The 26745-nt window shown below is 57.8% G+C and carries 27 protein-coding genes; 19 read left to right on the top strand and 8 right to left on the bottom strand.

The genetic code is table 11. The features are described 5' to 3' along the window. Nucleotides 1–35: 35 nt before the first annotated feature. From AB8B33_RS38735 to AB8B33_RS38720, 4 genes are all read left to right on the top strand, one after another. Nucleotides 36–887, top strand: coding sequence for an HNH endonuclease (locus AB8B33_RS38735; protein WP_439019486.1), 852 nt, complete (start codon nucleotides 36–38; stop codon nucleotides 885–887). 168 nt (nucleotides 888–1055) lie between these two features. After that, entirely contained in the window at nucleotides 1056–2111 is a 1056-nt protein-coding gene (locus tag AB8B33_RS38730; protein WP_439019485.1) for an N-acetyltransferase, read from the top strand. A 29-nt stretch (nucleotides 2112–2140) separates the two neighbouring features. Then, nucleotides 2141–3295: a hypothetical protein gene (locus AB8B33_RS38725; RefSeq protein ID WP_439019484.1), complete on the top strand. Its 1155-nt coding sequence runs from the start codon at nucleotides 2141–2143 to the stop codon at nucleotides 3293–3295. An 88-nt stretch (nucleotides 3296–3383) separates the two neighbouring features. Beyond that, the gene (locus AB8B33_RS38720; protein WP_439019483.1) at nucleotides 3384–4301 is read left to right on the top strand and encodes a Shedu anti-phage system protein SduA domain-containing protein; all 918 of its coding nucleotides are present in this window, start codon (nucleotides 3384–3386) and stop codon (nucleotides 4299–4301) included. A gap of 27 nt (nucleotides 4302–4328) precedes the next feature. Here the strand turns inward: AB8B33_RS38720 and AB8B33_RS38715 are convergent, their stop codons facing one another. Then, the gene (locus AB8B33_RS38715) at nucleotides 4329–5480 is read right to left on the bottom strand and encodes an RHE_PE00001 family protein (protein WP_439019482.1); all 1152 of its coding nucleotides are present in this window, start codon (nucleotides 5478–5480) and stop codon (nucleotides 4329–4331) included. A 189-nt stretch (nucleotides 5481–5669) separates the two neighbouring features. Between AB8B33_RS38715 and AB8B33_RS38710 the strand changes: the two genes are divergently transcribed. After that, on the top strand, nucleotides 5670–6818 hold the full coding sequence (locus AB8B33_RS38710) for a site-specific integrase (protein ID WP_439019481.1): 1149 nt from the start codon (nucleotides 5670–5672) through the stop codon (nucleotides 6816–6818). Nucleotides 6819–6910: 92 nt separating this feature from the next. On the opposite strand, the gene AB8B33_RS38705 is transcribed toward AB8B33_RS38710, so the two are convergent. After that, nucleotides 6911–7786, bottom strand: a complete 876-nt coding sequence (locus AB8B33_RS38705; RefSeq protein WP_439019480.1) for a hypothetical protein — start codon at nucleotides 7784–7786, stop codon at nucleotides 6911–6913. A gap of 81 nt (nucleotides 7787–7867) precedes the next feature. On the opposite strand from AB8B33_RS38705, the gene AB8B33_RS38700 reads away from it, so the two are divergent. Together AB8B33_RS38700 and AB8B33_RS38695 are read left to right on the top strand one after the other, a co-directional pair. Further along, nucleotides 7868–7996, top strand: coding sequence for a hypothetical protein (locus tag AB8B33_RS38700; protein ID WP_439019479.1), 129 nt, complete (start codon nucleotides 7868–7870; stop codon nucleotides 7994–7996). 22 nt (nucleotides 7997–8018) lie between these two features. Continuing rightward, entirely contained in the window at nucleotides 8019–8477 is a 459-nt protein-coding gene (locus tag AB8B33_RS38695; RefSeq protein ID WP_439019478.1) for a hypothetical protein, read from the top strand. A gap of 72 nt (nucleotides 8478–8549) precedes the next feature. Here the strand turns inward: AB8B33_RS38695 and AB8B33_RS38690 are convergent, their stop codons facing one another. The 5 genes from AB8B33_RS38690 to repA all read right to left on the bottom strand — a co-directional run bounded on the left by AB8B33_RS38690 (nucleotide 8550) and on the right by repA (nucleotide 14273). Then, nucleotides 8550–9293 carry a hypothetical protein gene (locus AB8B33_RS38690; protein WP_439019477.1) on the bottom strand — a complete coding sequence of 248 codons (744 nt, stop codon included), beginning with the start codon at nucleotides 9291–9293 and terminating at the stop codon, nucleotides 8550–8552. A gap of 37 nt (nucleotides 9294–9330) precedes the next feature. Continuing rightward, on the bottom strand, nucleotides 9331–10293 hold the full coding sequence (locus AB8B33_RS38685; protein WP_439019476.1) for a DUF4238 domain-containing protein: 963 nt from the start codon (nucleotides 10291–10293) through the stop codon (nucleotides 9331–9333). 362 nt (nucleotides 10294–10655) lie between these two features. Further along, a complete protein-coding gene (gene repC / locus AB8B33_RS38680) occupies nucleotides 10656–11870 on the bottom strand; it encodes a plasmid replication protein RepC (protein ID WP_439019475.1) in 1215 nt (404 codons plus the stop codon). 154 nt (nucleotides 11871–12024) lie between these two features. Continuing rightward, the gene (gene repB, locus AB8B33_RS38675) at nucleotides 12025–13011 is read right to left on the bottom strand and encodes a plasmid partitioning protein RepB (RefSeq protein WP_439019474.1); all 987 of its coding nucleotides are present in this window, start codon (nucleotides 13009–13011) and stop codon (nucleotides 12025–12027) included. Nucleotides 13012–13085: 74 nt separating this feature from the next. Next, complete coding sequence (gene repA / locus AB8B33_RS38670; RefSeq protein WP_439019473.1) at nucleotides 13086–14273, bottom strand: plasmid partitioning protein RepA; 1188 nt, start codon at nucleotides 14271–14273, stop codon at nucleotides 13086–13088. Between the two features lie 365 nt (nucleotides 14274–14638). On the opposite strand from repA, the gene AB8B33_RS38665 reads away from it, so the two are divergent. From AB8B33_RS38665 to trbI, 12 genes are read left to right on the top strand one after another with little or no spacing between them, the layout of a single operon-like run. After that, nucleotides 14639–15277: an acyl-homoserine-lactone synthase gene (locus AB8B33_RS38665; RefSeq protein ID WP_439019472.1), complete on the top strand. Its 639-nt coding sequence runs from the start codon at nucleotides 14639–14641 to the stop codon at nucleotides 15275–15277. Beyond that, complete coding sequence (trbB, locus tag AB8B33_RS38660) at nucleotides 15274–16245, top strand: P-type conjugative transfer ATPase TrbB (protein ID WP_439019471.1); 972 nt, start codon at nucleotides 15274–15276, stop codon at nucleotides 16243–16245. Before AB8B33_RS38665 ends, trbB begins: the two co-directional genes overlap by 4 nt. Then, complete coding sequence (gene trbC, locus AB8B33_RS38655; protein WP_439019470.1) at nucleotides 16235–16645, top strand: conjugal transfer pilin TrbC; 411 nt, start codon at nucleotides 16235–16237, stop codon at nucleotides 16643–16645. The genes trbB and trbC overlap by 11 nt, the downstream gene beginning before the upstream one ends. Then, nucleotides 16638–16937 (top strand): conjugal transfer protein TrbD, encoded by a 300-nt coding sequence (locus AB8B33_RS38650; protein WP_439019469.1) that lies wholly within the window; start codon nucleotides 16638–16640, stop codon nucleotides 16935–16937. The genes trbC and AB8B33_RS38650 overlap by 8 nt, the downstream gene beginning before the upstream one ends. An 11-nt stretch (nucleotides 16938–16948) precedes the next feature. After that, nucleotides 16949–19417 carry a conjugal transfer protein TrbE gene (locus tag AB8B33_RS38645; RefSeq protein ID WP_439019468.1) on the top strand — a complete coding sequence of 823 codons (2469 nt, stop codon included), beginning with the start codon at nucleotides 16949–16951 and terminating at the stop codon, nucleotides 19415–19417. Continuing rightward, nucleotides 19389–20198 (top strand): P-type conjugative transfer protein TrbJ, encoded by an 810-nt coding sequence (gene trbJ, locus AB8B33_RS38640; RefSeq protein WP_439019467.1) that lies wholly within the window; start codon nucleotides 19389–19391, stop codon nucleotides 20196–20198. The genes AB8B33_RS38645 and trbJ overlap by 29 nt, the downstream gene beginning before the upstream one ends. After that, nucleotides 20195–20422: an entry exclusion protein TrbK gene (gene trbK / locus AB8B33_RS38635; RefSeq protein ID WP_439019466.1), complete on the top strand. Its 228-nt coding sequence runs from the start codon at nucleotides 20195–20197 to the stop codon at nucleotides 20420–20422. The genes trbJ and trbK overlap by 4 nt, the downstream gene beginning before the upstream one ends. Then, nucleotides 20416–21606, top strand: a complete 1191-nt coding sequence (gene trbL / locus AB8B33_RS38630; protein ID WP_439019465.1) for a P-type conjugative transfer protein TrbL — start codon at nucleotides 20416–20418, stop codon at nucleotides 21604–21606. The genes trbK and trbL overlap by 7 nt, the downstream gene beginning before the upstream one ends. A gap of 15 nt (nucleotides 21607–21621) precedes the next feature. Then, the gene (locus tag AB8B33_RS38625; protein ID WP_439019464.1) at nucleotides 21622–22284 is read left to right on the top strand and encodes a conjugal transfer protein TrbF; all 663 of its coding nucleotides are present in this window, start codon (nucleotides 21622–21624) and stop codon (nucleotides 22282–22284) included. A 17-nt stretch (nucleotides 22285–22301) separates the two neighbouring features. Then, the gene (trbG, locus tag AB8B33_RS38620) at nucleotides 22302–23150 is read left to right on the top strand and encodes a P-type conjugative transfer protein TrbG (protein WP_439019463.1); all 849 of its coding nucleotides are present in this window, start codon (nucleotides 22302–22304) and stop codon (nucleotides 23148–23150) included. After that, the gene (gene trbH / locus AB8B33_RS38615; protein ID WP_439019462.1) at nucleotides 23150–23629 is read left to right on the top strand and encodes a conjugal transfer protein TrbH; all 480 of its coding nucleotides are present in this window, start codon (nucleotides 23150–23152) and stop codon (nucleotides 23627–23629) included. The genes trbG and trbH overlap by 1 nt, the downstream gene beginning before the upstream one ends. Nucleotides 23630–23641: 12 nt before the next feature. Continuing rightward, nucleotides 23642–24949, top strand: coding sequence for an IncP-type conjugal transfer protein TrbI (gene trbI / locus AB8B33_RS38610; RefSeq protein WP_439019461.1), 1308 nt, complete (start codon nucleotides 23642–23644; stop codon nucleotides 24947–24949). Nucleotides 24950–25403: 454 nt separating this feature from the next. On the opposite strand, the gene AB8B33_RS38605 is transcribed toward trbI, so the two are convergent. Further along, nucleotides 25404–26537 carry an MFS transporter gene (locus AB8B33_RS38605; protein WP_439019501.1) on the bottom strand — a complete coding sequence of 378 codons (1134 nt, stop codon included), beginning with the start codon at nucleotides 26535–26537 and terminating at the stop codon, nucleotides 25404–25406. Nucleotides 26538–26745: the final 208 nt, after the last annotated feature.

Below are 26745 nucleotides of genomic sequence, written 5' to 3'. Positions count from 1 at the left end.
AGGAATATTCTTGTCGGGAGACATGGAACGCAAATTTGAACTGGGCTTTCTGCATTCTTGCCGCAGTTTTAGGGGGAACGAACTTCAAGCAATGTATTTTTTGTCGAGGGGATGCGACGCAATCGCGCTCGGTTGAGCATATTGTTCCCGAATCACTGGGTAACTTTGAGCATACGCTGCCATCTGGCATCGTATGCGACCGCTGCAACAATTACTTCGCGCGGAAGATTGAAGGCCCGCTACTCGAGACGGACTACTTTCGTCACCTGCGTAGCATGATGGCGGTCCCAAACAAACGGGGCCGTATTCCGCCCATGAGCGGCCACATTTCCCATTCGAAAATTCCAATAAACATCGGGATGGATGCAACCGGGATTTTCGTGGAGCCAAAAGATAGGAGCCGAGCCAGTGAGCTTGAACGTTCCTTGCTCGCGGAAACTCAAGGCACTTTGCTGGTGCCCATCCCACACAAATCACAAGTCGATCCTCATCTCATGTCTCGCTTCATTGGGAAAGTTGCGATCGAAGCGCTCGCGCTGAGGGTCATGCAAGTCGACGGTTGGCGCGAAGAATTGCTTTCTAACGAAGGTTTGGAGGCTTTGAGAAAATTTGTCCGCGTTGGAGAGAAGCCTAAAGAATGGCAATTCCACCGCCGCAGTCTCTATCGCTTTGATCAGCGGTTTCGTGATGGGACCGATACTTTCGAGATGCTACATGAGTATGACTTCGTCTACACAGATAAGAATTTGCTGTTTTTTATACTAGCAATTTTTGGCGAAGAATTTGCGATTGATATGGGCAACCCTGACATACAGTCCTATGAGGACTATTTACGAGAGCACGACGGAGCGAGCCCCCTTTACCCCGTAGCCACAAAAGATTGTTGATGCCTCTGGCTCATGCAGACAATTGTTCTTTAGCGGATAGCAGTTGGCCTCTTTGCTACAAACATTATTCGATAATCTACCTTCCTCGCTACTTCAAATTGTGCCCGCGGAATGATCTATTCGTTGCACTGGTAGGCTGTATTTTCATACGATTCGGGGGGAAGGCGCATGGGGCAGACTCTACGCCCGACAAAATTCAAAGATGTGGATCTCAACGACAAATTCTTCGACAGTTTGAAGGCGCAATACCAGGAATTTTCAAACTGGTTCGCCAAGAAAGCGGCGGAACCGGTATATGTCATTGACGATGATGTCGGACAGGGGGTTCGTGGTTTCCTTTATATCAAGGTCGAGACTGGAGCGATTACAGATGTTCATCCGCCTCTGCCTGCCAAGCGCCGGCTTAAGGTGGGAACTCTGAAGGTAAATGCGAAAGGAACCAAACTCGGCGAAAGGATCATAAAGCGCATCTTTGATCACGCTATCCTGGAGGGCGTTTCAGAGGTTTACGTTACCGTTTTCGATACGCACGTCTCGCTTATAAGCCTTTTCAAGCGGTACGGCTTTGAGCAAAAGGGCATAAAATCCACGCCCAATGGGGAAGAGCTCGTTCTACTCCGCTCGTTTGCCGACCTGGCGAATGACATCGTCAAAGACTATCCGTTGATGCAGACCGCCGGAAAGTCCAAATGGCTGCTGGCGATCAAGCCGGAGTTCCACACGGATTTGCTGCCGGACTCAATCCTCAAGACAGAAGATCCATTTTCGGAAGAAGACGTTCCTCACACCAATTCGATTCATAAGGTCTATATCGCTGGGCTCTCTTTAAATCGCATGAAACGAGGCGACCTCGTCGTAATTTACCGCACGACGGACATCCAAGGGAAAGCATATTATCGTTCTGTGGCAACTTCGGTATGCGTGGTGGAAGAAACCTACTCTCGCAAGCATTTTAAAGACGCAAACGCGTTTGTGTCCTTTGCAAAGGACCATAGCGTATTCGGCGAACAACAGCTCAGGGATCGCTACGACGATGGGCGGCCATTGTACGCTGCGAAATTGACCTACAACGCCGCCTTCTCGAAACGCCCAAATCGCGCCGCTCTTCTGGACGTTGTCGGCATTGCGGTTCAGCCCAAGTGGGATTTGCGTGCGCTTACCGATGCTCAATTTTCGAGCATTCTAGATCTAGGCGAAGTTGATGAAAGTCTGATCGTCAATTGAGCTCGAAGGTTTGAAAGGTCTGATGTGAGATGAACGGAACTTTGGCGATTTGGTACGAGCCGGAGGAGTATGATCATTCTACCGCACCGATCGATCGCGACCCGCAGCGGCCGAACTTGGAGATTCACTTCAACCTTTGGCGAGACAACCCGTCAAAAACCAATTTTCTCGACATCGGCCTTCGGTTGTCCGAGATTGAATTGGTCAAACGGATCTACTTATATTTTCCGATATCGCTCCAACTCGATCAGTTTCAGGATCTGAGCGCGGTGATGGCCTACGACCAGACATTGGACGCGGTTTTTAACATGGTCGTCGAGGTCGGGAGCAAGACCGACCTGCGATACGAGACAACAACCAATGGTGAGCCGTTTGTAACTGTTCACAAAGTGAACGTCGGTGACGACCTCGTCCTGACGCCGGTTGAAGACGGCCTGAAAGGACCTGGCTCGACTATTACGCTGACCGAGGCCATGTGCACGCGCTTACGGCTTGCTGGGGCTGGACCGCAGTATATTCGCCTCAGGCTACACCTTACGGGCAAAACCCAATCTCTATTCACACAAGAGATAGTCGGGCAAGAGAAGGTGTTCGTCAGTTCGTCACAGCGATTAGAGTTGACCGAGCTCAGACTGAACGAACAGCGTAGCTTCCCCCATTCAATCGCAAAGCGGGCCTCTGCCAACGCTTTTAATATCATCCGCGTGCATTATTTTCTGATCCGCGAGCTTGGTCATGCACTTGTTACGCAGCATGCCCCTTTACGAAAGGTGCGCAGGCTTGAAGCAAAACTATGGGCCTCTTACCTGCGTGGCCGTGAGATTGCCGCGCGAGACGCTGCCGAAGAGGAGCGGCTCCTCTCTCGCCTGATCATTTATCATTGGCGTGAAGGTTCGAAAGAAGATCCAATTCAGGACTTTACGGCGTTTGCGAGTTTTCAAGCGAGCACTCCGGGCCTCCTGTTCTATATGATAGGGGTCATCTTGCTCGGTGCGATTGGAAGTGCCCTGTACGACTGGGGCAAGAGCTTTTGGGGCGTTACGGAAACAACTCTACCGTATTGGTGCGGTGGGCTAGCCGTTTTATGGGCAATTGCGCGAACTGGTGTATGGGGATGGCTGGAAGCGGGAGCCAGTCGGTTTCGGCGAGTATGTGCTCGAACCTTAAAGCGACTATCGCAATAACGGTACGATTTGTGCCGGGCACGATCCTCGGCTGAATGAGCGTGACAGGCGAAATCCGATAGACCTCCCGATCGATTGGCGAAGAGGGATGGCGAGTGACCGATTGGGAAAAGCATCAAGGGGCAAAGAAGTGCTGACTGCTGAGCGAACCTATAAACTGGAAAGCGGGCCCCCACCTTTAACTTGGGAACGCTATAGCGAGCTGGTGCGGCGAGATTGGCGCGACTTGCTTGATTCAGCTGAGCATCACGACGAGGCGATCTTCCAAAAATTTCTTGAGACACATCCGTGCATGGTCCCTGGCGGGCAGAGCATGTCAGGTCCATCGGGGCACAGCGCGTTCCCCGCAGCGATGATCACTCAACCATCTCTGCCGGGCTTCAGCGAGCATATCCCAGACTTTCTGTGGCTCGCGACTGACAGTTTGCACATTTATGCGGTACTTGTTGAGATAGAGTCCCCGAAGAAAAAGATGTTCACCAAAAGTGGTCAACCGACAGCGCAATTCACCCAGGCGCAAAATCAAATCGCCCATTGGAAAAGCTGGTTCCGCGACGCTTCAAACCAGAGATTGTTCTGTGATCACTACCTAATGGACGGGTTGCCGCGCTGGCGCACCTTCGTCCCTCAGTACGTGCTGATTTACGGCCGCCGATCTGAAATCGAGGGAAACACGCGACTGAATGGCCTTCGTGCCAACCTCAGTAGGGATGGCGAATATTACATGACGTTCGATCGCCTACATCCGATAAAAGACCATGACCAGTATATGACCGTGAAGTTTCGAGACGGCGGGTATCAAGCAGTGTCTATGCCGGCGACACTGGAGATGGGCCCGCTCTGGGCGCCAAATCGGTCGAGAATTGAAGGCAAAGATCTGATCGTTGATAGCACGCCCCACATGGCGGACGACCGCAAAGAATTTGTAAAATCGCGGTTGGCATATTGGGACAAATGGGCAGCCGATGGTCGTACTGGCATAATGAGTCTCGGCGATCGGGAGTGATGAGAGTTTACAACCGTCCAACGCGCATTATGCTATTCCCCACGCCCGAAACCTCCCCCGTCCCGTCATCTCCCGCAAGCCCAACTCCAAAACAATCCGCCGCGCCGCCTGCGGCGTCACCTCGAGCGTCTTCGCCACCATTTTGGCCGACACCAGCGGCCTTGCCATCACCAGTTCGACCAGCTCCGGCAATTTAGACGATGTCCGCCTCCCCTCCAGTTTTCGGTCCATCATTGTTTTCGCCAACGCCAGCCGGTCATGCTCCTTCAGCCCGATCTCCGCGGCCGCGATCAGCCCATGGGCGATGGCGAGCAGCCGGGTCTCCCGATCACGATGCCGGCGCCGACCGACGGGAATGGTTTTCAGGCCAAGGTTGATGCCAGCGAGATGAGCACCTAACGTGATGCCCGACTGGCGCAGGATCGATGCAGCAAACAGCCGGCCGAGCCAGGGCGCGTGCTGCAGCACGGAAAGCTCGTTCCAGCCATCGAGGGCAACGATCGCCTGCAGCACCGCCGGGAGATCGCCTATCTGTCGCAACACGCCGCGCCACTCGTCGAGCCTGGCATCCTCGTCCCAATCGAGATCGTAGATCATCGGATCTTTCTCCGACGCACGGCTGCCCGCCGCGGCGCGGCCGGGCCGTGTTGCCTTTTCGATCGCCGCGTCGGATCGGGCGAGCACCGCGTCGATGGCCGCATAGTCGAGACTGGGCAGATTTTCGGTGTCGGCGTCGTCGGCGCCCTCCCCTTCCGGATCGGTCGCGACCACGCGCCGAATGGCATCGGTCGGCTCCACCGCCTCCGCGCCTATCGGATTGATGTCCGACGTCTGTCGCAAAGTTCGGATACCCTCTGCGGACAAAGCCCAATCCGGCGGCTGTGCGGCGATGCGTCGGCGGGTCCGGAGCACGTCGCGGGCGATTGTCAGTTCGTGGGTTGGCGTGCGAATATCGCGTGTTGCATCATGAAGGACGAGGTCTTCGAGATGGACGAGTTCGCCGTCGATCCACAGCGAAGCGCAGGCATCGGCGAACTGGGCGCGCTCGAGAAAACCCTGGCCGACCGGCGAACGGGCGATACGCTCGTCCAGCCGCGTCAGCGCGATACCGGCGTCGAAAGCCGGCCCGATCAGGGCTGTCATGCTGATTTTCGCGAGATCGTAAGCCATTGAAATCATGGTAAATGATTTCTTATAGGAACTCTATATGAATATTGCGGTTCCTCACATGCTATGATCGACGGTCATGCCTATAACCATCGATAAGTATCTCTTATCGATGGTAGATTGATTTCGGCCTGCAAATCGGAAAGAATCGGGGCAAATCACGGTCTCAGAGGCCGCCGAAACCGTCCTTTTGGAGCGCCTGTGGCCAAACCGAAGACACCACTGACCGCCGTCGAGCGGCGCGCCGAAGAACTCGACACCATCGCCGCCGTGCTGCCGATCGAGCGTCGCGACGAGCTCGCCGAACTTTTGACCGACCAGGATGTCGAGACGCTGCGCCATCTCGTCAACCAGGGCATGGGTGACAATACGCTGCGCGCCCTGACTTCGGATCTCGCCTATCTCGAAGCTTGGGGCATGGCCGCGACCGGATCCTCCCTGCCCTGGCCGGCGCCCGAGGCGCTGCTTTTGAAATTCGTCGCGCATCACCTCTGGGATCCGCACCGACGCGAGACGGACGCCGATCACGGTATGTCGGCCGCGGTAGACGAGAACCTACGGAGCCAAGGATTTCTGAAGTCCGTTGGCCCCCACGCGCCCGCCACGGTGCGCCGGCGGATGGCGAACTGGTCGACGCTGACCAAATGGCGTGGCCTGGACGGCGCGTTCGCCTCCCCGGCCTTGAAATCGGCCATCCGCCTTGCGGTTCGCGCTGTCCCCCGGACGCGGGGCCGCAAGAGCGCCAAGGCGGTCACCGGTGACGTCCTGGCAAAACTACTGGCGACCTGCGCGACCGAGAGCCTGCGCGATCTGCGGGACCGGGCGATCCTGATGGTCGCATTCGCGTCCGGCGGCCGCCGCCGCAGCGAGATTGCCGGGCTTCGATGCGAGCAGCTGACCGTCGAGCCGCCGATCGAGATACCCGATGGCCCTCCCCTCCCCTCTCTCGCCATCCATCTCGGTCGCACCAAAACCACCTCCGGGGAACAGGACGATGTCGTCAATCTGACCGGCCGGCCGGTGGAGGCGCTCAATGCCTGGATGGCGGCAGCCAAGATCGAGAGCGGAAGCGTGTTTCGGGCTATCGGACGCTGGGGAACTGTATCGCGGCGGGCGATCGATCCGCAGTCGGTCAACGCAATCCTCAAGCAGCGGGCTGAGATGGCCGGGTTGGAGAGTGGGGACTTTTCGGCGCACGGGCTGCGGTCGGGATATCTGACCGAGGCCGCCAACCGCGGTATCCCCCTCCCCGAGGCGATGGAGCAGTCACGGCATCGCTCGGTCCAGCAGGCATCCAGCTATTATAACAGTGCCACACGACGAAGCGGACGTGCTGCTCGCATACTTTGACGGCATTCGCGCGAAAACCGTCGCCCAATGTCCGGTTAGCTGCATCATGGCCAACCGATCGAAGATTTTTGCCATACTGATATTCTCCTCGGTCAGAACCGCATCTTCATTGTCTGGGCTACGCTGAAAGGCGGGAAATTCGGCTGCCGTAGTGATCCCTGCATCAGCTCGAAGAACTGGGCCCAAGCGAACTTGTTGACGATCTCGTCTGGCCGCTCGAAAGTGAACATCTCCAATCCATCGACATTTCCAGTCACTCTGTACCGTTCCTTCGCCACTGGCGTGATGTAGAGCCGGATCGCATAACGGATGTTGTTCAAAAACTCCGCGATCGTGCTGGCGTGGTAGGCGAGCAAGTGGGTGTGAAACCAATCCCAACAGTCCGGCAATGCCAGATATGCGTCGCTCTCATCGATCTCGACCTTGTTATCGGCCAAGATCCTGCGGAGGGAATTTGCTTGCCCACCCAGACGCAGGAAGTTGTGCTTTCCGATGTCACCGCTCATACGGATGAATTCGATTCGCTTGATCCGAAGATCCACCTTCACCTCGATACTGCCTAACCAGACCTTTTCTACGAAAGAATAGGCCTCGAGCCAGTCGCTGAACTCTTGAACGATCCGGCTGAGGTGATCGATTTTCGTTCCGATCAGCGGTTTCTCGCAGATGCGCTTCAGATAATAAAGTGTCGTGTGATCGACTTTACTGCCATCCTTTGGCGGCTTTGGCAGGCTGAATGGCAGGCGCGAGCCACCCTTACCCGTTACCGGTGACAGAAAGTCCCGGAGGAAGGTCCCGAACTGCCGCAGGCTTCCGGCGGTCTGTGGAAGGAGGTTCGTGTCAGTGCGCTTATCGTCAAGGGGACAGAAGATCGCGTGATTGACCATGTCGTCGACCATACTGATGACAGCACTGAGGACGATGGCCTCCTGCTCGATCTCGGAAAATGTCCCTGGTTCAACCGTCATTGACTCGCCGAAATTGCTTGAGAAATTGGATGGTGCGAATGTGCTGACCACAAGACCACACCGAAGGAAGGAAATCGAGATATGGCACGCCGAAAGACCACAATGTCGCTGGACGAGCGCGCCGCGGCGTTGCCGATCGCCGAGGAGAACCCCGGCATCGAATACCTTCGGTTGAACAGGCAGGAGATCGATCAGGCTATTCCTGATTGACGAAGATCCGATCTCGGCTCACGTGCTCGCCAGCGCCGCGACCGCCATCATGGAAATCCTAGGAAAGGGCCGCGCCAGCGTCGGATTGAACAGCGTGCGAGATATGCTGAAAGAAGCAGAGCTCCCCCCAGATCTCGAAAACGAGGTGTTCACCGGCCTGCAGCACCCGTACAATTTTCTCAAGTACTCATCCTCCGATCTCGCGGTAGAGAACGACTTCTCGGTCGATTATATCTTGATGACGGTCTACGGCGCCGCCCATAGCTCCAAGCTGATTTTTCGAAACTACGACGGCAGAGATGCGGGTGTTCAATGCCATAGTCCAGGCATGGGGCGCCCGCAATGGTGGTCGGACGATCCAAACCTTGACGGCAAAGTCGCAGTCGCTCGGCAAATGGGGCTGCTGGGAGCCACACGGCACGAGTTCTGCGAGATTGGTCGGAGATATCTTCAGCGGGAGTGGGATCGGCAAGGCTTATGAACGAAAACAGGCGACCTAAAGGCCGCCCGTTTCCCTCAATGACAATCAGGTGGTGGCCGTGGAAGGCTCGGCCTAGCCAACCGTCGCAATCGGCTTATCCAAGGGGGCCTCCTCGATATTAATGAGGCCCTCTCCTTCCAGCGTCGCCATGGCATGGTAAAGCATCTTCTCCTCGTCCTCAGACGCTCCGTCAAGGCCGATGGCATCGTGGATCTGGCTGGTCAGCCTACCGATCATCACAATGTAGCAGACATGCAGCGAATATAGGTTCCGGGCGAGGTCGCGATGGTAGATCGGGAACGCCGATGGCCCACGAAGTTCACCCTGCTCCATCTCTACGATATCGTGAAGAAGTGCCGACTGGGAAACGTGGGCGGCACCGCTGAGGTCACCGTAGACTTTTCCCATATTCTTCAAAACGCCGATCGTGGCGTGCGGCGTCTTCCCGTCTCTGCGCTTATCGATCCCGAGCTCCTGAACAGCTGAGACGATCTCGTGCTCCTGTCGCAGAAGGGTCGCCGCCTGCACGTAGAGCCCCTCGACGATCGCCTCTTCGCATAGATGGATGCCCTGCATGAAATGTGACAACAAATTGATCTGCTTGCTCGCTTTAGGATCTTCCTTAATCTTCCTGCCGGCATTTCTCGAAAAAAGATTCATTAGCGCGCTGCAGGCAAAAGCGTGTGCTTCCGTCAGCGTGATGTCGTTTTCCTTGAACTTAGCCCTGTTTGCCTCGCGTCGTTCCATGTGCTTTCCGCCAACGATCGACACAGGGATCAAAGCCTTCTCGCCCCAATTGTTGAGCGCACCGACCATATCGTCGCCGAATTTCAGCTCTCTCTTCTGTTCCATTCTACTGACCCTTCACCGCAGCCTGCCGCCACAGCGCGGCCACCAGATCTTTGCCGCGGGTGTAGGACTCTGTTCGAGTATGGAGCTCAAATTCGCCGTCTCTGGCATAGAGCTGCTTTGTTGCATTCTTCGCCATGCTTGTATTCATGTCGGCAACTTGATCACGTCGAAATGCGCGGTTCGGAGGTTGCTTCACGAACAGACCGATAAGGGCGAGCTCGGGCGAGATGGGAAACATGACAATGGTTCCCTCAAGACCGAACCCGGGTGAATACGGCCCCTGATCCTTACCATCGGCCCATGCCAGCACAACAGGATCGTCACAGGTTGTGAAGGTCGATCCCGCAGGAGCCGATGCTAACGCCCAGCTTCTTCGAGCCAACTGTTCAACAATCGTTGGAACGGCGTCGAGCTCCAAGCCGATCAGATAGGTCTGATCGATTGCGATCCTGTATTCACCGCGATCTATAAACCCCTTCATGTCCTCGTAGCCTATGTCGTCGCGTATCGGGGCGCCGCCCTCGCGAGCCTGCCGTATCGAGTCATGGTATCTATCCTTGTCCTGAAGTGACATCCTTATCATGCCTGAGGCAACTTGGATGTGGAGGTCTTCCAGCATCGAACGGAAGCGGGGATTACGGACAGCCACGTTCCCCATCAACAGCATGACAGAGGTGAAATGGTCATCGGATGGGAAGCTTTTCGTTTCGATCACTTCAGCCAGGCGCGGGGCGATCTCACCCTCGATTTCTGCCATGCCGTCTTCCACATGGTTCGGATCAAATCCCTCTGCCTCGATGCGGAAGAAATTTCGGCGAGCTCCGATGTTTCGGACCAGCGTGCGGAATGACTTCTTTGTCGATTGGTCGAACACGAACACCTGCGCCTTCCGCTTAACGACAGCGTCGCTAAAACCTCTGAGGTAGAACTGCGGAATGAAGTGGTGATTTACAGTGTCTGACATTATTTCCCACAGTGCTGGCAGACCTTCGGGGGCGCGACCTGGTCTATAATTGCTGATATCGCGTTCAGCGGGTTCCATTAGAGGCCTACATATATCCGAACGGCTCTAGCGAGCCTTTGCCCGTTTACGAGTTACCTGTGAAGTCTCTTCCTTACTTGATTCTTTGGAAACCCTTATCCAGCAAATATCGGCCCGCCTCATACCCCAACCGGCTGCCAGGACGCCCTACGATAGTTACGCCATACCGCGTAGGCATCCTTTTATTTTCATTGGCGAAAACGTCCGTTTGTACGGCTGACAACTTGATATCATGGCAGCGATTCTCGCAAAACCGGGGTGACGTGCGTCTCGGAGCGAGTGCTTCATGCCGACTTGCGTCCCTCGGGCTCTTGCGTCCGAAGCAGCGCCATCAGCATCGGTCCAAGCGAGAACTCTCCTCGTGCTGCCCTCCTCGTCAGGTCGCGCAGATAACCGCCGGGTGAATTGATGTGCCCAGCCCGCTCTAGGACGCAGGCCATCGCAACCGCGGCGTTCTCCGGTCCCATCGCATCGCAGGCTTCTTGATAAGCCGACGGACTGACCCCGAGCATGGTCCGCACGACAACGGCGGCGGTCATCAGGTCCCGCCAATGCGAGATTATACCTCCCGTTGCGTAATCTGAAACCTGCGGGCAAGCCCTAAGCACCATACCCAACGGGAAAGCCTTTTTCGGCTCGGCAGGCCCTCTCGGTTTTAGCACCGTCCCCTCGCCCTGCTCTTTTCCAGAGCTAGGTTCAAGTTCATATAAGGATTCGGTATTTGAATTCTGTATGTGGTGACGGTTTCCGTTATCATTGGTGTCGGATTTTATCGAAATAAGCTGAATTTCCAGCATGTTGATAGCTTCCTCGCTTAACAACGTCAGCTCGTCGAGGCAAGCTTCGAGCGACGCTGCTGTCTTTGCCGTCTTGACGCGCGCGATGGCAGACACGAGGGCGTCTTCGACCGAATGCCAGTTGCCTGCCGCACCTTCTTCCATTGCTGCTGAGATGAGTTTGCGGATGTCGCGACGCGCGATCGTGATGCGCTCTTTGATAATGCGTAGCCGCCGGCTCTCCTCGGCAACCTGGTGAGCCATCACCGCGAGTTCTTCTGCGCGGGCAAGGAGCGGCGCAAGGCTGAACCCGTAGGCAGTTTCTATTCTACCATCGCTGCCTTTGCGAGCGTAGCGCTTGCCGTTCGGACTGTCGTTGCGCTGGATAAGTCCGGCCTCGACGAGAAGAGCCAAGTTTTCACGCAGGGTAGTCCCTGCGATACCGTTGGCACGGATCGCCAGCTGCGCATTCGAAGGAAAGACAATGAGATTGCTCTCCTCGCTCAACTCTTGCTCCGGGTAAAAAGTCAGCAAGGCATTTAAGACGGCAAGGGCACGGTCACGCACACCCAGCATTGTTCTCGCCTCGCATGCGCTGCGATAAACTTTCCATTTATCGACGGATTTTCCCGCCTTGATGTTCGCCGTTGCGAGCTGACCTTTTACCAAGGCGAGCGTCATCGGCCGCCGCCCAAACGGCGTCGTCACATTTCCTGTTTGCATTTCCCTCTCACCTTTCTAAAGGCAAAGGAAATCCGCTCACCAAACTGGCGCCAAAGACTCTTGACTGCGATTCATGGAAATGCGATTCTCAGGCTGCTTAGACATGAGGAAGGCTTCCACGACGGCGACGTTTGGGGGCCTTTTTCTTTTGCCGCTATTTTCCTTCTGTTTCAGTTGATTTCAGAAACTCCTGATGCAAACGATCGAGGTTTTCGGCGATGAACCGACCAAACCTTGCCGCGTCGTTTGCCTTCAGTGCGATAGAGTAGCTTTTCCCGCTACCCTTGAACTCTGCCCGCACGCTCGAATCATCTGCGCGCCATTCGCTCGCGTTGCTTGGGCGCTTTGCGTGCTTCGCTGCTTTTTTGAACGCTTTCGCCAACAGCTCGAAACGCACATCGGAGGCGAGCGAAGAGAATGCCGGATCGTCAACAAGGGTCCGCGCCAGTTCCAGCGTTGCCGGCCTTTCGATCTGCTGCGCGAATTCGGTCCAACGATCACGGCCGACGGACTTGGCCGCCCCGATCGCAGTCGCGATTTCAGCCGGAACACGACCCGACACCGACAGCATTCGCGTCAACATAGGTGCATCGACGGATAGTGCGGTTTGGATCGTCGAGCGGTCGTAAGACAGTTCGACCAGCCGCTGAGCAAACATTGCCCGCTCGATAAACGAGAGGTTCTCACGCGCGGAGTTTTCCTGACCCTGGGTGATGACATGGTCTGCATCCGAGATTGCTTTGACTACAGCGCGGACCGACCGCCCGAGATCCTTTGCAGCGCGCGCACGACGATGCCCAAAAACGATCTGATAGCGGCCATCGACCGTCGGGTGAGGGCGGACCTGTATCGGCGTATCCTGACCGCGCTCCCGAATGGCTTCGAGCAGCTCGGTGTAAGCGATGTCATCAACACCGATTCTGTCTGAGACGAACGAGGAGTCGAGAAGCTCAGGATTGAGCTCGATGATCGTGTCGCCAGGAACATGTTGTTCCGCTTGCGCAACCTTATCCCGAAGCTCGCTTAGCGAACTGATCATGGACCGCGAAGCACCATGAGTGGCATAGCCTGGTGTAGCCTTGCGCTCGGTCACTTCGTTTGAAGGAGAGGTGATGTTGGCAAATACGTCTTTACGCGCCATGCGAGCACACTCCGTGTTCGACAACACTGCTGTTTTCGTTGCGAAATCTCGCCATTTGTACGGCTGACAATTGATTAGCCAATGCGCCGCCCCCAAGCCTTTTGAAGCTGCTCGATGACTTCGTTGTTAACAGCATCCATCGACTCGCGGGCGCGATCATATGTCGTAGCCGTGAACTGGGCGCGCTCGACTTCATACAAGCTCTGCTTCGTAAGGCCCGCATCGGAAACCGCGGTCGACTTCACCATATGGTTCTTCATCATATGCTGAGCGAACATCGACTGCATGAAACCGACCATCTGCTGTTGCGGAATGTCAGTCGGTTCGTAGCGCGTGACCAAGTAGCGGAACCAATCAAGCGAGACGTCGACGCCCACGCCCTCGACGCTCTTCAGGATCTCGCCGAGCATCAAAAGGAACTGAGACATCGACATGATGTCGAGCATCTGCGGATGCACCGTGATGAGCACGGATGTCGCTGCAGTCAACGCGGTCAGCGTGAGATAGCCGAGCTGGGGAGGGCAGTCGATGACAACGACGTCATAGCGATCATCGACTTCAGCCAGCGCGTCGCCAATACGGGTGTAGAACATCTTGCCGGCAGTCGAGTCTTTGCGCTGCATAGCGATCGGCGTATCGTACTCATATTCCTGCAGTTCGAGATTGGCAGGCACGACATCGAGGTTGGGGAAGTTGGTGGGCTGAATTACATCCTTGATCGACTTGCGCTCGTTGTCATATCGCAACGCTTCGTAAAAGGACTTCTTCTCGTCCAATTCTGGTTGGATTCCATATAGCGCGGTCAGCGATGCCTGGGGGTCGAGGTCAACGGCTAGCACCCGATAGCCCTTCAGGGCGAGGAACTGGGCGAGATGGGCTGAGGTTGTGGTCTTACCCGAGCCGCCTTTGAAGTTTACGACTGCAATGACCTGAAGCTTCTCATGGCCCTGCCGATGCGGGACGCGATCGAGAAGCTGACGAAGCTCGTTGACTTGGTCGGCCGTATAATAGCGTCTGCCGGTCGAGGTCGTGCTCGGCTCAACGCCTTTTCCCTGGAGGTGCAGCTTCTTGAGGTAGCTCTGCGAAACGCCGACAAAATCAGCGACCTCCGCCAGTGAAAATTGGCGAAGCGTTTTCTGAGCGTTGGGCGGAAATTTCTCTTGCCGCAGCATGTCGAGCTTCGAGGATATATCCCCGCCCTGTGCGAGGATGGTATCCGCGAAACTCGTCACTTTCTCCGAAGCGGCCATTTTCACGTTCATTTAGCTATTCGCCTTCAGTCACGATATTGTTCGGAATTTGATCCAATTATCGTGACAATTGCCCGATTCCCAAACCGTGGCAAGGAAAATAAGGTTAACAAGGGGTTAACAACATTACCCCGATCGGTGCAGCTATGCCGAATCTGCGAAACGTTACTGACAGTTAGCCAGAATTACCCCAAGAGGTAAACGCGGGGGAAACTGCAGATCTGCAGAAATCCAGCGCGCTTAGCACGCCTCATGTTGGCTCGATTCACAACTCGGCTACCCAGACTCACCAGAATCACCGCCTGCAGATCTGCAGATGGCCAACTGTGGATTGAGATGATCTTCATCCCGCTGACGAAGTTCACGCGGAGATAAGGATGCAGGTTCTCACCATCTCGCCCGACCGATATGTCGAGCATCAAAATCTTCTGAAGCAGATGTACCGGCTGCGCGCCGACGTGTTCGGCGGCCGGCTTGAATGGGACGTAACCGTCACCGATGGTGGGGAGCGAGATCAGTACGACGATCTGAACCCGACCTACATCCTCGCCGTCTCAGTCGGCAACAAGGTTGTGGGATGCGCACGCCTTCTTCCCGCAGTGGGCCCGACCATGCTGGAGCTGACATTTCCGCAACTCTTGAGTGATGGTTCGCTCAATGCAAACAGCGCGATGATCGAGAGTTCCCGCTTTTGCGTCGATACGACCCTGCCCGTGGGCAGGGGAGGGGGTCAGCTCCACCTGGCAACGCTCACCATGTTCGCTGGGATCATCGAATGGTCGATGACGAATGGTTACGACAGGATCGTTACCGCCACTGATCTTCGCTTCGAGCGCATCCTGAACCGGGCAGGCTGGCCGATGGCGCGGTTGGGTGAACCGGTGGCAATTGGCAACACTGTCGCCATTGCCGGCACACTTCCAGCGGATCAGGAGAGCTTCGAACAGGTTCGCCCATCGAACTATCGGTCCGCTCTCTCTCGTACTGATGATCATTCGGAGAGGAGCGCAGCGTGACCCAGCTTCGCTCCCACACAAGACTTGTCCGCAAACTCCAGGACGCACTTGGCGACCAGCTCTGCGTAGCGCTCGACGATGCGACAGTCGTCGAGATCATGCTCAACCCTGACGGCCGACTGTTCATTGAACGCCTCGGTCACGGTGTAGCCGAAGCCGGGGTCATGACGCCAGCGGCTGCGGAAGTCGTGATCGGCAGTGTCGCCCACGCACTGCAGTCGGAGGCAGATGACGAGCGCCCGATCATCTCCGGCGAACTGCCGATTGGTGGCCATCGCTTCGAGGGTTTGCTTCCGCCAATCGTATCCGGACCCGCCTTCACAATCCGACGCCGCGCCTCGCGTCTCATACCGCTCAGTGATTACGTGTCCTCGAAGGTGATGACGGAGGCGCAAGCGTCTGCCATCCGTAGCGCGATTGACGCTCGCATGAACATCGTCATTTCCGGGGGCACCGGGTCGGGCAAGACCACACTCGCCAACGCAATCATCGCCGAGATCGTCTTGAGCGCACCCGACGATCGCATGGTCATCCTCGAGGATACCGCCGAAATCCAGTGCGCAGCCGAAAACGCAGTGTGCCTGCATACCAGCGACACTGTGGACATGGCACGGTTGCTGAAAAGCACCATGCGACTGCGGCCCGACCGCATCATCGTCGGTGAGGTCCGCGACGGAGAAGCGCTCACCCTCCTGAAGGCGTGGAACACCGGTCATCCCGGCGGGGTCACCACGATCCATTCAAACACCGCCATGTCGGCGCTACGGCGGCTTGAGCAACTGACCGCCGAGGCCAGCCAGCAGCCGATGCAGGAAGTGATCGGTGAGGCGGTCGATCTTGTCGTCTCGATCGAGCGGACAGGGAAGGGGAGGCGGGTCCGCGAGGTGATCCACATCGAGGGATACCGCAACAACCACTACCAGACCGAACATTATGCCCAGATCGACGAGGACAGCCATGTCGCGTAACACCTATCCCATTCTCGCAGCGATTATGTTTGCTGCCATCTCCTTTAGCGTTTCGGAGCCCGCATTGGCGTCCTCGGGCGGTGGCGGCCTTCCGTGGGAATCGCCGCTACAGCAGATCCAGCAGTCGATCACCGGACCCGTCGCCGGGTTCATTGCGCTTGCCGCCGTCGCGATTGCCGGCGCCATGCTGATTTTTGGCGGGGAACTCAACGATTTTGCCCGTCGCCTTTGCTATGTCGCCCTGGTCGGCGGCGTTCTGCTCGGCGCCACACAAATCGTCGCGCTTTTCGGCGCAACTGGCGCCTCGATCGGCGAGTATCATGCCAAGGCCGGTGTTGATCCGGTTGCCTCTGTGCCAGAGACGATGCTGTCCGTGGCAGGGGAGGAGGGCCGTGGCTGAAGCCGGTTCCAACCTAATCCGATCGCGGGTACACAGGGCGCTGTCGCGCCCCAACCTGTTGATGGGTGCCGATCGCGAGCTTGTCCTGCTGACGGCGCTTGCCGCCGTCATCCTGATATTCGTGGTTCTGACCTGGTACGCAGCTCTGTTCGGCATCGCGGTCTGGCTGATCACGGTCGCGGCCCTTCGATCAATGGCCAAGGCCGATCCGCTGATGCGAAGGGTCTATGTCAGGCACATCTCCTACAAGACGTTCTACCGCGCCACATCGTCGCCGTGGCGCAGGTATTGAGGGGGTACGGCATGGTTGCCCTCAAATCTTTCCGCCAGTCCGGACCGTCCTTTGCCGATCTCGTTCCCTATGCCGGGCTGGTCGACAACGGCGTCATTCTCCTGAAGGACGGCTCGCTCATGGCCGGCTGGTATTTTGCCGGACCGGACAGCGAAAGCTCGACCGACGCCGAGCGCAACGAGGTGTCGCGACAAATCAATGCCATCCTGTCGCGGCTTGGTTCCGGTTGGATGATCCAGGTCGAGGCTGTCAGGGTGCCGACCGGCGATTATCCAGGGAAGAACGCCAGTCATTTCCCCGATCCGGTCACCCGCGCCATCGATGCGGAGCGGCGGGCGCATTTCCAGAAGGAGAGGGGGCATTATGAAAGCCGCCATGCGCTGATCCTGACCTGGCGCCCACCGGAACCGAGGCGGTCCGGACTGACGCGCTATGTCTATTCGGACATCGGTAGCAGATCCGCCACATATGCCGACAAGGCGCTGGAAAGCTTTCTGATGTCGATCCGCGAGATCGAACAATATCTCGCCAATGTCGTGTCGATCCGACGGATGATGACACGCGAAACGCCAGAGCGCGGTGGTCATCGCGTCGCCCGCTACGACGAGCTCTTCCAGTTCATCCGCTTCTGCATCACCGGGGAAAGTCATCCGGTGCGTCTGCCAGAGATCCCCATGTATCTCGACTGGCTTGTGACGGCCGAGTTGCAGCACGGTCTGACGCCACTGGTCGAGAACCGGTTTCTCGGCGTGGTGGCGATCGATGGCCTGCCCGCGGAAAGCTGGCCGGGAATACTCAACAGTCTCGATCTGATGCCGCTCACCTATCGCTGGTCGTCCCGCTTCGTATTCCTTGACGCCGAGGAGGCCCGCACCCGGCTGGAGCGTACGCGTAAGAAATGGCAACAAAAGGTGCGGCCATTCTTCGACCAGTTGTTTCAGACGCAGTCGCGGTCACTCGACCAGGATGCCATGCTCATGGTGGCAGAGACCGAGGATGCGATCGCCGAGGCGTCGTCGCAACTTGTGGCGTACGGTTATTACACCCCGGTCGTCATACTTTTCGATGAGGGCCAGAAAAACCTACAGGAGAAGTGTGAGGCAGTCCGCCGCCTGATCCAGGCCGAAGGTTTTGGCGCACGGATCGAGACAATCAACGCGACCGATGCCTTTCTCGGCAGCCTGCCGGGGGTCTCCTATGCCAACATCCGCGAGCCGTTGATCAACACCCGCAATCTTGCCGACCTCATCCCGCTGAACTCCGTCTGGTCGGGCAGTCCGGTGGCACCTTGCCCATACTATCCGCCGGCTTCCCCACCCTTGATGCAGGTCGCAAGCGGGTCGACACCGTTCCGGTTGAACCTGCATGTCGACGATGTCGGCCACACGCTAATCTTCGGCCCGACAGGCTCCGGCAAATCAACGCTGCTCTCACTGATCGCAGCGCAGTTCCGACGCTACGCCGGTGCGCAGATCTTCGCCTTCGACAAGGGGGGCTCGATGCTGCCGCTGACACTCGGGCTGGACGGCGACCATTACCAGATCGGCGGCGATATCGGCCCGTCGGCGAATGGCGAGGTCAGGGCACTCTCTTTCTGCCCGCTGGCGGAACTCTCGACCGACGGCGACCGGGCCTTCGCCTCCGAGTGGATCGAGATGTTGGTTGCGCTGCAGGGTGTGACGATCACACCGGACTACCGCAACGCCATCTCCCGACAAACAGGGCTAATGTCGGAGTCGCGCGGTCGCTCCCTCTCCGACTTTGTCTCTGGCGTGCAGATGCGTGAGATCAAGGACGCCCTGCATCACTACACCGTCGATGGCCCGATGGGGCAGTTGCTCGACGCCGAAGAGGACGGTTTGGCGCTCGGCGCCTTCCAGTGCTTCGAAATTGAGGAACTGATGAACATGGGCGAGCGCAATCTCGTGCCCGTGCTCACCTATCTCTTTCGACGCATCGAAAAGCGCCTGACCGGTGCGCCCAGCCTGATCATTCTCGATGAAGCCTGGCTGATGCTCGGCCATCCAGTGTTTCGGGACAAGATCAGGGAATGGCTGAAGGTGCTGCGCAAGGCTAACTGCGCCGTGGTGCTCGCCACGCAGTCGATCTCTGATGCCGAGCGGTCCGGCATCATCGATGTGCTGAAGGAATCCTGCCCAACCAAGATTTGCCTGCCGAATGGTGCCGCACGAGAGCCGGGCACACGCGAGTTTTACGAGCGCATCGGCTTCAACGAACGGCAGATCGAGATCGTTGCGACCGCAATCCCGAAGCGGGACTATTACGTTGTCTCTCCCGAGGGCCGCAGGCTCTTCGACATGGCGCTCGGGGCCGTCGCGCTCTCCTTTGTCGGAGCGTCCGGAAAGGAAGACCTCAAGCGCATCCGCGCCCTGCATCTTGAACATGGGGCCGCCTGGCCTCTCCATTGGCTCCAGCAAAGGGGGATCGTCCATGCCGAAACGCTTTTGTCCATCAAGTAGAATGTTGCTCGCCGCGCTCGGTGCGGCCCTCACGCTCCCCTCCGCACTCGCGCTTCCGGTGCAAGCAGGCGGCGTCACGGGGCAGGCGACGGAATGGACGCAGCTCGCCAACAATGCGGAACTGATCAGCCTCGTCGGCAAATCGACCGAGCAGGTGAACAACCAGATTACCCAGATTTCGCAGTTGGCCGAGCAGATTCAAAATCAGCTCAACATTTACAAGAACATGCTGCAGAACACTGCGCAGCTACCGAACCATATCTGGGGCCAGGTCGAGAACGATCTGAAGAACCTCCAGACCGTCGTCAACCAGGGCCAGGGCGTCGCCTTCTCCATGGGCAATGTCGATGATGTCCTGAAACAGCGTTTCCAGAGTTTTTCGGAGATGAAGAGCAACCTGCCGGACGGAGCGAGCTTCTCGACCACGTACCAAAACTGGTCCGACACCAATCGCGACACGATTTCCGGCACCCTGAAGGCCGCCAATCTGACGGCCGATCAGTTCTCCAGCGAGGAGAGCACCATGTCGCAGCTCAGGTCAATGTCGGAATCATCCGACGGCCAGATGAAGGCGCTGCAGGTCGGGCACGAGATCGCCGCGCAGCAGGTCGCCCAGATGCAGAAACTGCGCGGTCTGGTCTCCCAGCAGATGACGATGATGGGGACTTGGTACCAGTCCGAACAGGCGCAAAAGGATCTGGCGCAAGCGCGGCGCGAACAATTTTTCAGTGGGACCGAGCGCGATATCAGGGGCGGCCAAACAATGGAGCCACGCTGGTGAGTACCCGTCTGATCGTCATTATCGCTTTTGTAGCGGTCGTCTCCGCGGCGAGTGCAAGCGTCATAACCTCGGTCTTGCTTCGACCGGAGCCAGTTTTGGGATCCGGCGCGATCGCGACAGGCTCTTCCTCCGATGAAGACCGGCGCCGACATCGCGATGAGTTCTTCGGTGGAGACGCCAACCGCGACATCCTCGGCGGCCAGGAGATGAAACCGCGATGGTAGTCGCTCCGTCTTCCCGCACGCTCGAACGGGTGTTCGTTGCGATCGCGGTCGTCCTGCTGGTGACCACGCCGGCGCTGGCACAACAGGGCCAGGTCCTGACCACACTCGAAAATTCCGTCGTCACCGCCGCCAAGGGCTGGGAGACGACGGTGATGAATGCAGCCCGCTCCTTGTTCTGGATCCTCGCCGGCATCGAGGTCGGGATCGCCGCGGTATGGCTGGCGATCAACGCCGCCTCGCTCGACAGCTGGTTTGCTGAACTGGTCAAACGCATCATGTTCATTGGTCTATTCGCCTTTATTCTCGACAGAGGACCGGAGTTCGCCAAGGCCGTCGTCGACAGTCTCTATCAGATCGGCGCTGGTGGCGGCTCGGCATCTCCCGCCAACATCTTCGATGCCGGCATTCGTGTCGCGACGAAGATGTCAGAACAGGCGAAGTTCGGTCTCTGGGAGGATAACGCGCTGGCGATCGCTGCCGTCTTCGCCATGGTGGTGGTCGTGGTGTCGTTCAGCCTGGTCGCTGCGATCTTCGTGGCCGTCATGGTCGAGATGTATGTCGGCCTGCTCGCCGGCATGATCATGCTTGGGCTCGGCGGCTCTTCCCATACAAAGGATTTCGCGATCAAGTATCTGGTCTACGCCTTCTCCGTCGGCATGAAGCTGATGGCGCTGGTGATGATCGCCAAGATCGGCTCGGACATCCTTCTCGGTCTGGCGGAGGCGCCAACCGCGACTTCTGAACAATTCATCACGACGCTCGCGATTGCCGGCATCTCCGTCGTCGTCTTCGTCATCGCCATGTATGTGCCCCCCATTCTGCAGGGCGTGGTCCAGGGCGCATCGGTAGGCGGCGGCATGGAAGCCATTCGTCATGGCGGGCAAGCGGCATCCGCTGCACTCGGCGCCGGCTTCCTGACGATCGGCGCTGCCAACAGAGGATTCGGGGCCGCCAGTGCCGCAAGGGCAGGGGGCGCGTCTCTCGCCAGTGCGGCCCTGCGCGGCATGCAGGCCGGGATTGGCGGAGCCGCCGGTGCCGTCGGCTCGGCAGCAAAGGAAAAGGCGATTGGTTCGCCCGGCGCCTATGCCGGATCGATGCTCGGCCTTGCCAACGCCAAACTCGATCAACCATCCGGCCGGCCAGGCACACCGCCTCCACCAACGCCGATCAACGACAGCAAGTGACGGGACGCTGAAAGAATGGCCGGACAAAATATCCCAGACAATCCCTATATCGCTGCGCGCAACGAATGGAACGAGCGTTATGGCTCGTACGTCAAAGCGGCAGCCGCTTGGCGCATCGTCGGCATTGCCGGAATGACCATGGCCGTCGTCGGTTTTGGCTACGCGCTCTATCAGAGCACTCAAGTCAAGCTGATCCCCTATATCGTCGAAGTCGACAAGCTCGGCACATCGGTCAATGCCGGTTTCCCGCAGCAGATCGAATATGCCGATCCGCGAGTGGTGCGCGCCACGCTCGGCAGCTTCGTGTCGAACTTCCGATCCGTCACGCCGGATGCGGTCGTGCAGAAGCAATATATCGACCGGACCTATGGGCTGCTGCGCACTTCTGATCCCGCCACGGAAAAGGTCAACGCGTGGTTTCGCTCGAATTCGCCCTTCGAGAAGGCGAAGAACGCGACGGTGGCGATCGAGGTCAACAACATTGTCGCTCTATCAAACCAGAGCTACCAAATCGACTGGACCGAGTTCGAACGGGATCGCCGTGGCAAGGAGACCGCCACTCGCCGTTTCCGCGGGATCGCCACCGTGACTTTGACGCCGCCCCAGGACGAGGGAGTCATCCGCCTCAATCCCATCGGTCTCTATCTCCGAGACTTCGACTGGACTGCACAGCTTTGAAAGGCATGGCTCCCAACATGAACATAAGACACTTCAGAATACGGGCCACGCTGACTGCGAGCGCCGCCATGCTGCTCATTTTCCCGCTGATGGGTTTCGCCCCCGCAGTTGCCGCCGATGGTGTCACCGCCAATGAGGCGAAAGGCATAGGGATTTCGACACAATGGCGCGGAAGCCGCGGCCTCGTGACGAAAGGAGCGGATGGAAAGGTGATTTTCCTCTATGGCGAAGTGCAACCCTCCGTCGTCTGCTCACCACTGCAGGTCTGCGACATCGAGCTTCAGGGTGGCGAGGTCGTTCGTGATGTGCTCGTCGGCGACACTGTGCGCTGGAAGGTGGAACCTGCGACATCTGGTGCGGCCGGTGGGCAGGCGATCCACCTGATCGTCAAGCCGTCGGAGCCGGGTCTGGTCACGTCGATGGTCGTGACCACTTCCCGCCGGACCTATCACATCCAGCTGAAATCACATGCCACGCAGTACATGGCGCGCGTCGGGTTCGAATATCCCCAGGACGTCTCGGCAAAACTTGCCGACGTCAACGCACGGCTGGAAGCCAGCACGATACCCGGCGCCGGCGTTCCCGCCGAACAATTGAGCTTTGCCTATTCCGTGTCGGGCAGTGCTGGCTGGCGGCCGACGCGGGTCTATTCGGATGGACAAAAGACCTACATCCAGTTTCCGCGGTCGATTTCCGGTCAGGATGCCCCGGTTCTGTTCGTCGTCTCTGGCGGACAGAACCGCATCGTCAACTATCGTATGAAGAACAATATGATGGTGGTCGATTACAATATCGATCGCGCTGTCCTCGTCTCAGGCGTCGGCTGGAAACAGCAGAAGGTGACGATCAGCAGGGGAGGGCGGTGATGCTGAAGCTCCTCCGTCGCAGAGGAAACCGTCTGGGCCCGATCCGGTGCTTCGCCGCACCGACTGCCCTCGCCATCCTCGTTTCCGGATGCCAGTCGATGGACACCAACGTCCTCGCCTACAGCGCGGCACCTCCAGAAATCTCCGGACCCGCGGCGGGTGCCATTGCGGGCGATATGGTCAGCCGTCTTGCCGAACAGATCGGACAGGGGAAGGCAACCGTTGCGCTTAAGCAGGATGGTTCTCTATTCGGACAGGCACTCGAAGCAGCCCTGAAGGGATGGGGGTATGCCGTTGTCACCGACCAGAAGACGGATGGCGGCGCCGCCGTCGTTCCGCTCGCCTATGTCATCGTACCTCACGAGGGCCAGGTGCTCGCGCGGCTTTCGACGAGCAGTGTCGAACTCGGCCGGGCCTACACAGTGACGACAGCGGGTGCGACACCGGCAAGCGCCCTTTCGCTCATGCGGCGCGGGTGAAGGAGAAACATCATGGTGCAGTCTCTCAAGCTTGGTGGCGCCGCGAACAGTCAGGCCACGTCCGGCATCAGACGGGTGAACCGTCTGCCGGTCATCGTTGTGATCGTGCTGTTGGTCGCGTTTCTCGGCATCATCTTCTTTGGGCTCTCCTCACGCGGGCTTTACTTCGGCAAGGATAGCGGCCCGGACACCAGTTCGGGAAATCCGGCCTCGACCTATGCCGACCAGATCAAGCGGGGCGTCACCGACGGCATCATTAGCGAGCCACAGCCGCAGACGACGTTCCAGCCGACGCCGGTCGAGACGAAACAGGCGCAAGAGAAGGCGGCCAATCCCTTTGCGCCTCAGTCGGAGCACAAGTCTGAACGAAGTGGATCGGAACTGGAATCGGAAGAGGTGTGGCGTGCGCGTCTCGCCCGCGAGCAACAGGAGCAGGTTCTGCGCGAGCAGCAGCGTCAGCGGATGGCACGGATGCAGGCCCGGGACTCCGCCTATGACGCCCCGCTTGCCATCGATCGCGGCAAGCTGGATGCACGGTCGGATAAAGATGACACTGCCGCGGCCCGGATGACAACGACAGCCGTCACGAATGGGAACGCGTCCGACCTTTTCTCCACGGCCTTGCGCGCCGGTCTGGGCGGAGAGAACGTCGATCCAAACCGACAGAGTTCTAAAGAAGACTTCTTCAATGCCGATCTCAAGGATCTCGGCTATTTACCGAACCGTGTCGTGCCGCAGCAGTCCCCATACGAACTGAAACGAGGCTCGGTTATTCCGGCGACTTTGATAACAGGCATCAATTCCGACCTTCCAGGGCGTATCACTGCGCAGGTCAGCCAGAATGTCTATGACAGCGCAACAGGCAATCGCCTGCTGATCCCGCAGGGCACGAAACTGTTCGGCCGTTACGATAGCAAGGTTTCGTTCGGGCAGAGCCGCGTTCTTGTCGTCTGGTCCGATATCATCTTCCCGAACGGCTCGACATTGCAGATCGGCGGCATGGCCGGCACAGATGCGGAAGGTTACGGCGGCTTCAACGACAAGGTGAACAACCACTATCTCAAAACATTCGGCTCCGCGGTCATGATCGCGCTGATCGGAACGGGCATCGACATGGCGGTGCCCCAGAGCTCGACGCTCGCGACACAGGATACGGCATCCGATGCGGCAAGGCGCAATTTCGCCGAGACCTTCGGGCGAGTGGCCGACCGGACGATACAGCGGAATATGGATGTGCAGCCGACCCTGCAAATCCGGCCCGGCTACGAATTCAATATCCTTGTTGACCAGGATATTGTTTTCGCAGGGCAATATCGTTGAGGAGCGCAGATGAAGGTCAACTAACTCATGCTCCGAGGGCACTTGTGAAGGGCGAAAGACCGCTCCCTTAGTCTCCTGATTTCGTGGGAGCCGTGATTTGCTTTTCCTTAGGGGCGGGGTTTCTGTCCCTTCAAGGCATAGGAGCGTCCGCCGTCGCAGCGGCATAGCAAATCGGCTGGAGCTAGCTGAGAAACTCAGGCGCGTGGTGTGTGTAACGGCATTCCTGTGCTGGTCGGATGGAAGCCGCGCCATAGGCTGGGTGTTGAGGTCGCGCGGCCAAACGGTGCACCTACGCACGACACTCGAAACTGACTTCATTGTACATGCGGTATGACGCTGTGCGAATAATACTGAAAGAATGCCCAACCGCTGAACAGCATAATGGTCAATCTGGGCACGACCACCGCTCTCTTGGTTTGGCTGACTTGTTGATCAGGGTCGGACTTCTTATGAATCAAGCGTCACCCTGCCGTGAGGACATCCTGTCGCGCGTAAGCGCGCTAGCTGCAACAGCGGCGATGGCAAATACCAAGCCCGCTCCACAGACCGCAAACCAGCCGCCCGACTGCCAGACGACACCCGCAACAGCGGACCCGACAGCGCCACCCAGGAACGTCAGTCCCATGAGGATGGTGTTCATCCGAGCGCGCGTGACTTCCCCGAGCCCGAAAATCGTATGCTGGTTTGAAACCAGGGAAATCTGCACGCCTATGTCGAGTAGCACGACTCCGAGGAGCATCCCGTAGATGTTGGGGATTGCAATGAATAGAAGCCAGGAGACGAGGACGAGGGAGATGCCGCTACGGACGGTAACAGTTGTTCCATGCTTGTCCGCCATCCTGCCCGCAATCGGTGACACGAATATCCCGAGTGCTCCAACAAGACCAAAAACGCCTGCCACGCTTGTGCCGTACCCAAAGGATTCCAGCCGCAGCGCAAGGACAGACCAGAAAATGCTAAAGGAGCCGAAGAGTGCCGCTTGAGTTATTGACGCCCGACGAAGAGGGGGCGTGAATTTCCAGATTTCCGGCAGCGATACAACGAGCTGTCCGTAAGTCAGGACACCCTGCGACTTCGTGGATGGCAGGCTAAACCAGAGTGTCCCTGCTGCTATCAGGTTGATCGGGACCGCAGCGAGGAACGTGTAACGCCATCCAATATAGCTCCCGACGAAACCTGCAACAGCGCGGCTAAGAATAATGCCGGATACCAAACCTGACATCATCAGCCCAAGGGTCTTGCCTCTCTGCGATGAAGAGGCAAGGAGCGTCGCCAGCGGGATGATTTGCTGTGCGACCGTCGCAAAAGCGCCCAGGGCTAGCGACGCGACGGCAAGCACCGCGATCGACGGTGCCGAGGCGACCGCCATTAGCGTGAGAGTCAAAGCGAGAAATTGTACAGTTACAAGACTACGGCGCTCGAACTTGTCGCCAAGTGGAACGAGCAGGAAGAGGCCCACCGCGTAACCGATCTGGGTCATTGCCGGAACTATTAGCGCGGCTCCATCACCGAAGCTGTCCCGGACGAGGCTTAGGAGTGGCTGATTGTAATAAATGCTCGCAACTGCCACGCCCGCAGACGCCGACATGAGACAAAGTAGCGGGCGCGCGAGGTTTTTATCAGGCTCTGCTAGCATGTAGACTTGTCAGTCATAGTGTGACCCCAACACCTGTTCATCAATAATGGCGTACAACGCCCGGAAAAAAGGAGAACACTCGGTGCACACGGCGAACGCCAGTTCAGTTCCAAGCTAGCTGCCGTGATGCGTAATACCCTGGAGAAGGTCCACTGCAGTT

This window comes from Rhizobium sp. 768_B6_N1_8, from assembly GCF_051811225.1.
GTDB lineage: Bacteria > Pseudomonadota > Alphaproteobacteria > Rhizobiales > Rhizobiaceae > Rhizobium.
Note: the sequence above shows the minus strand (reverse complement) of the source record. Positions and strands in the feature narration are given on the sequence as shown.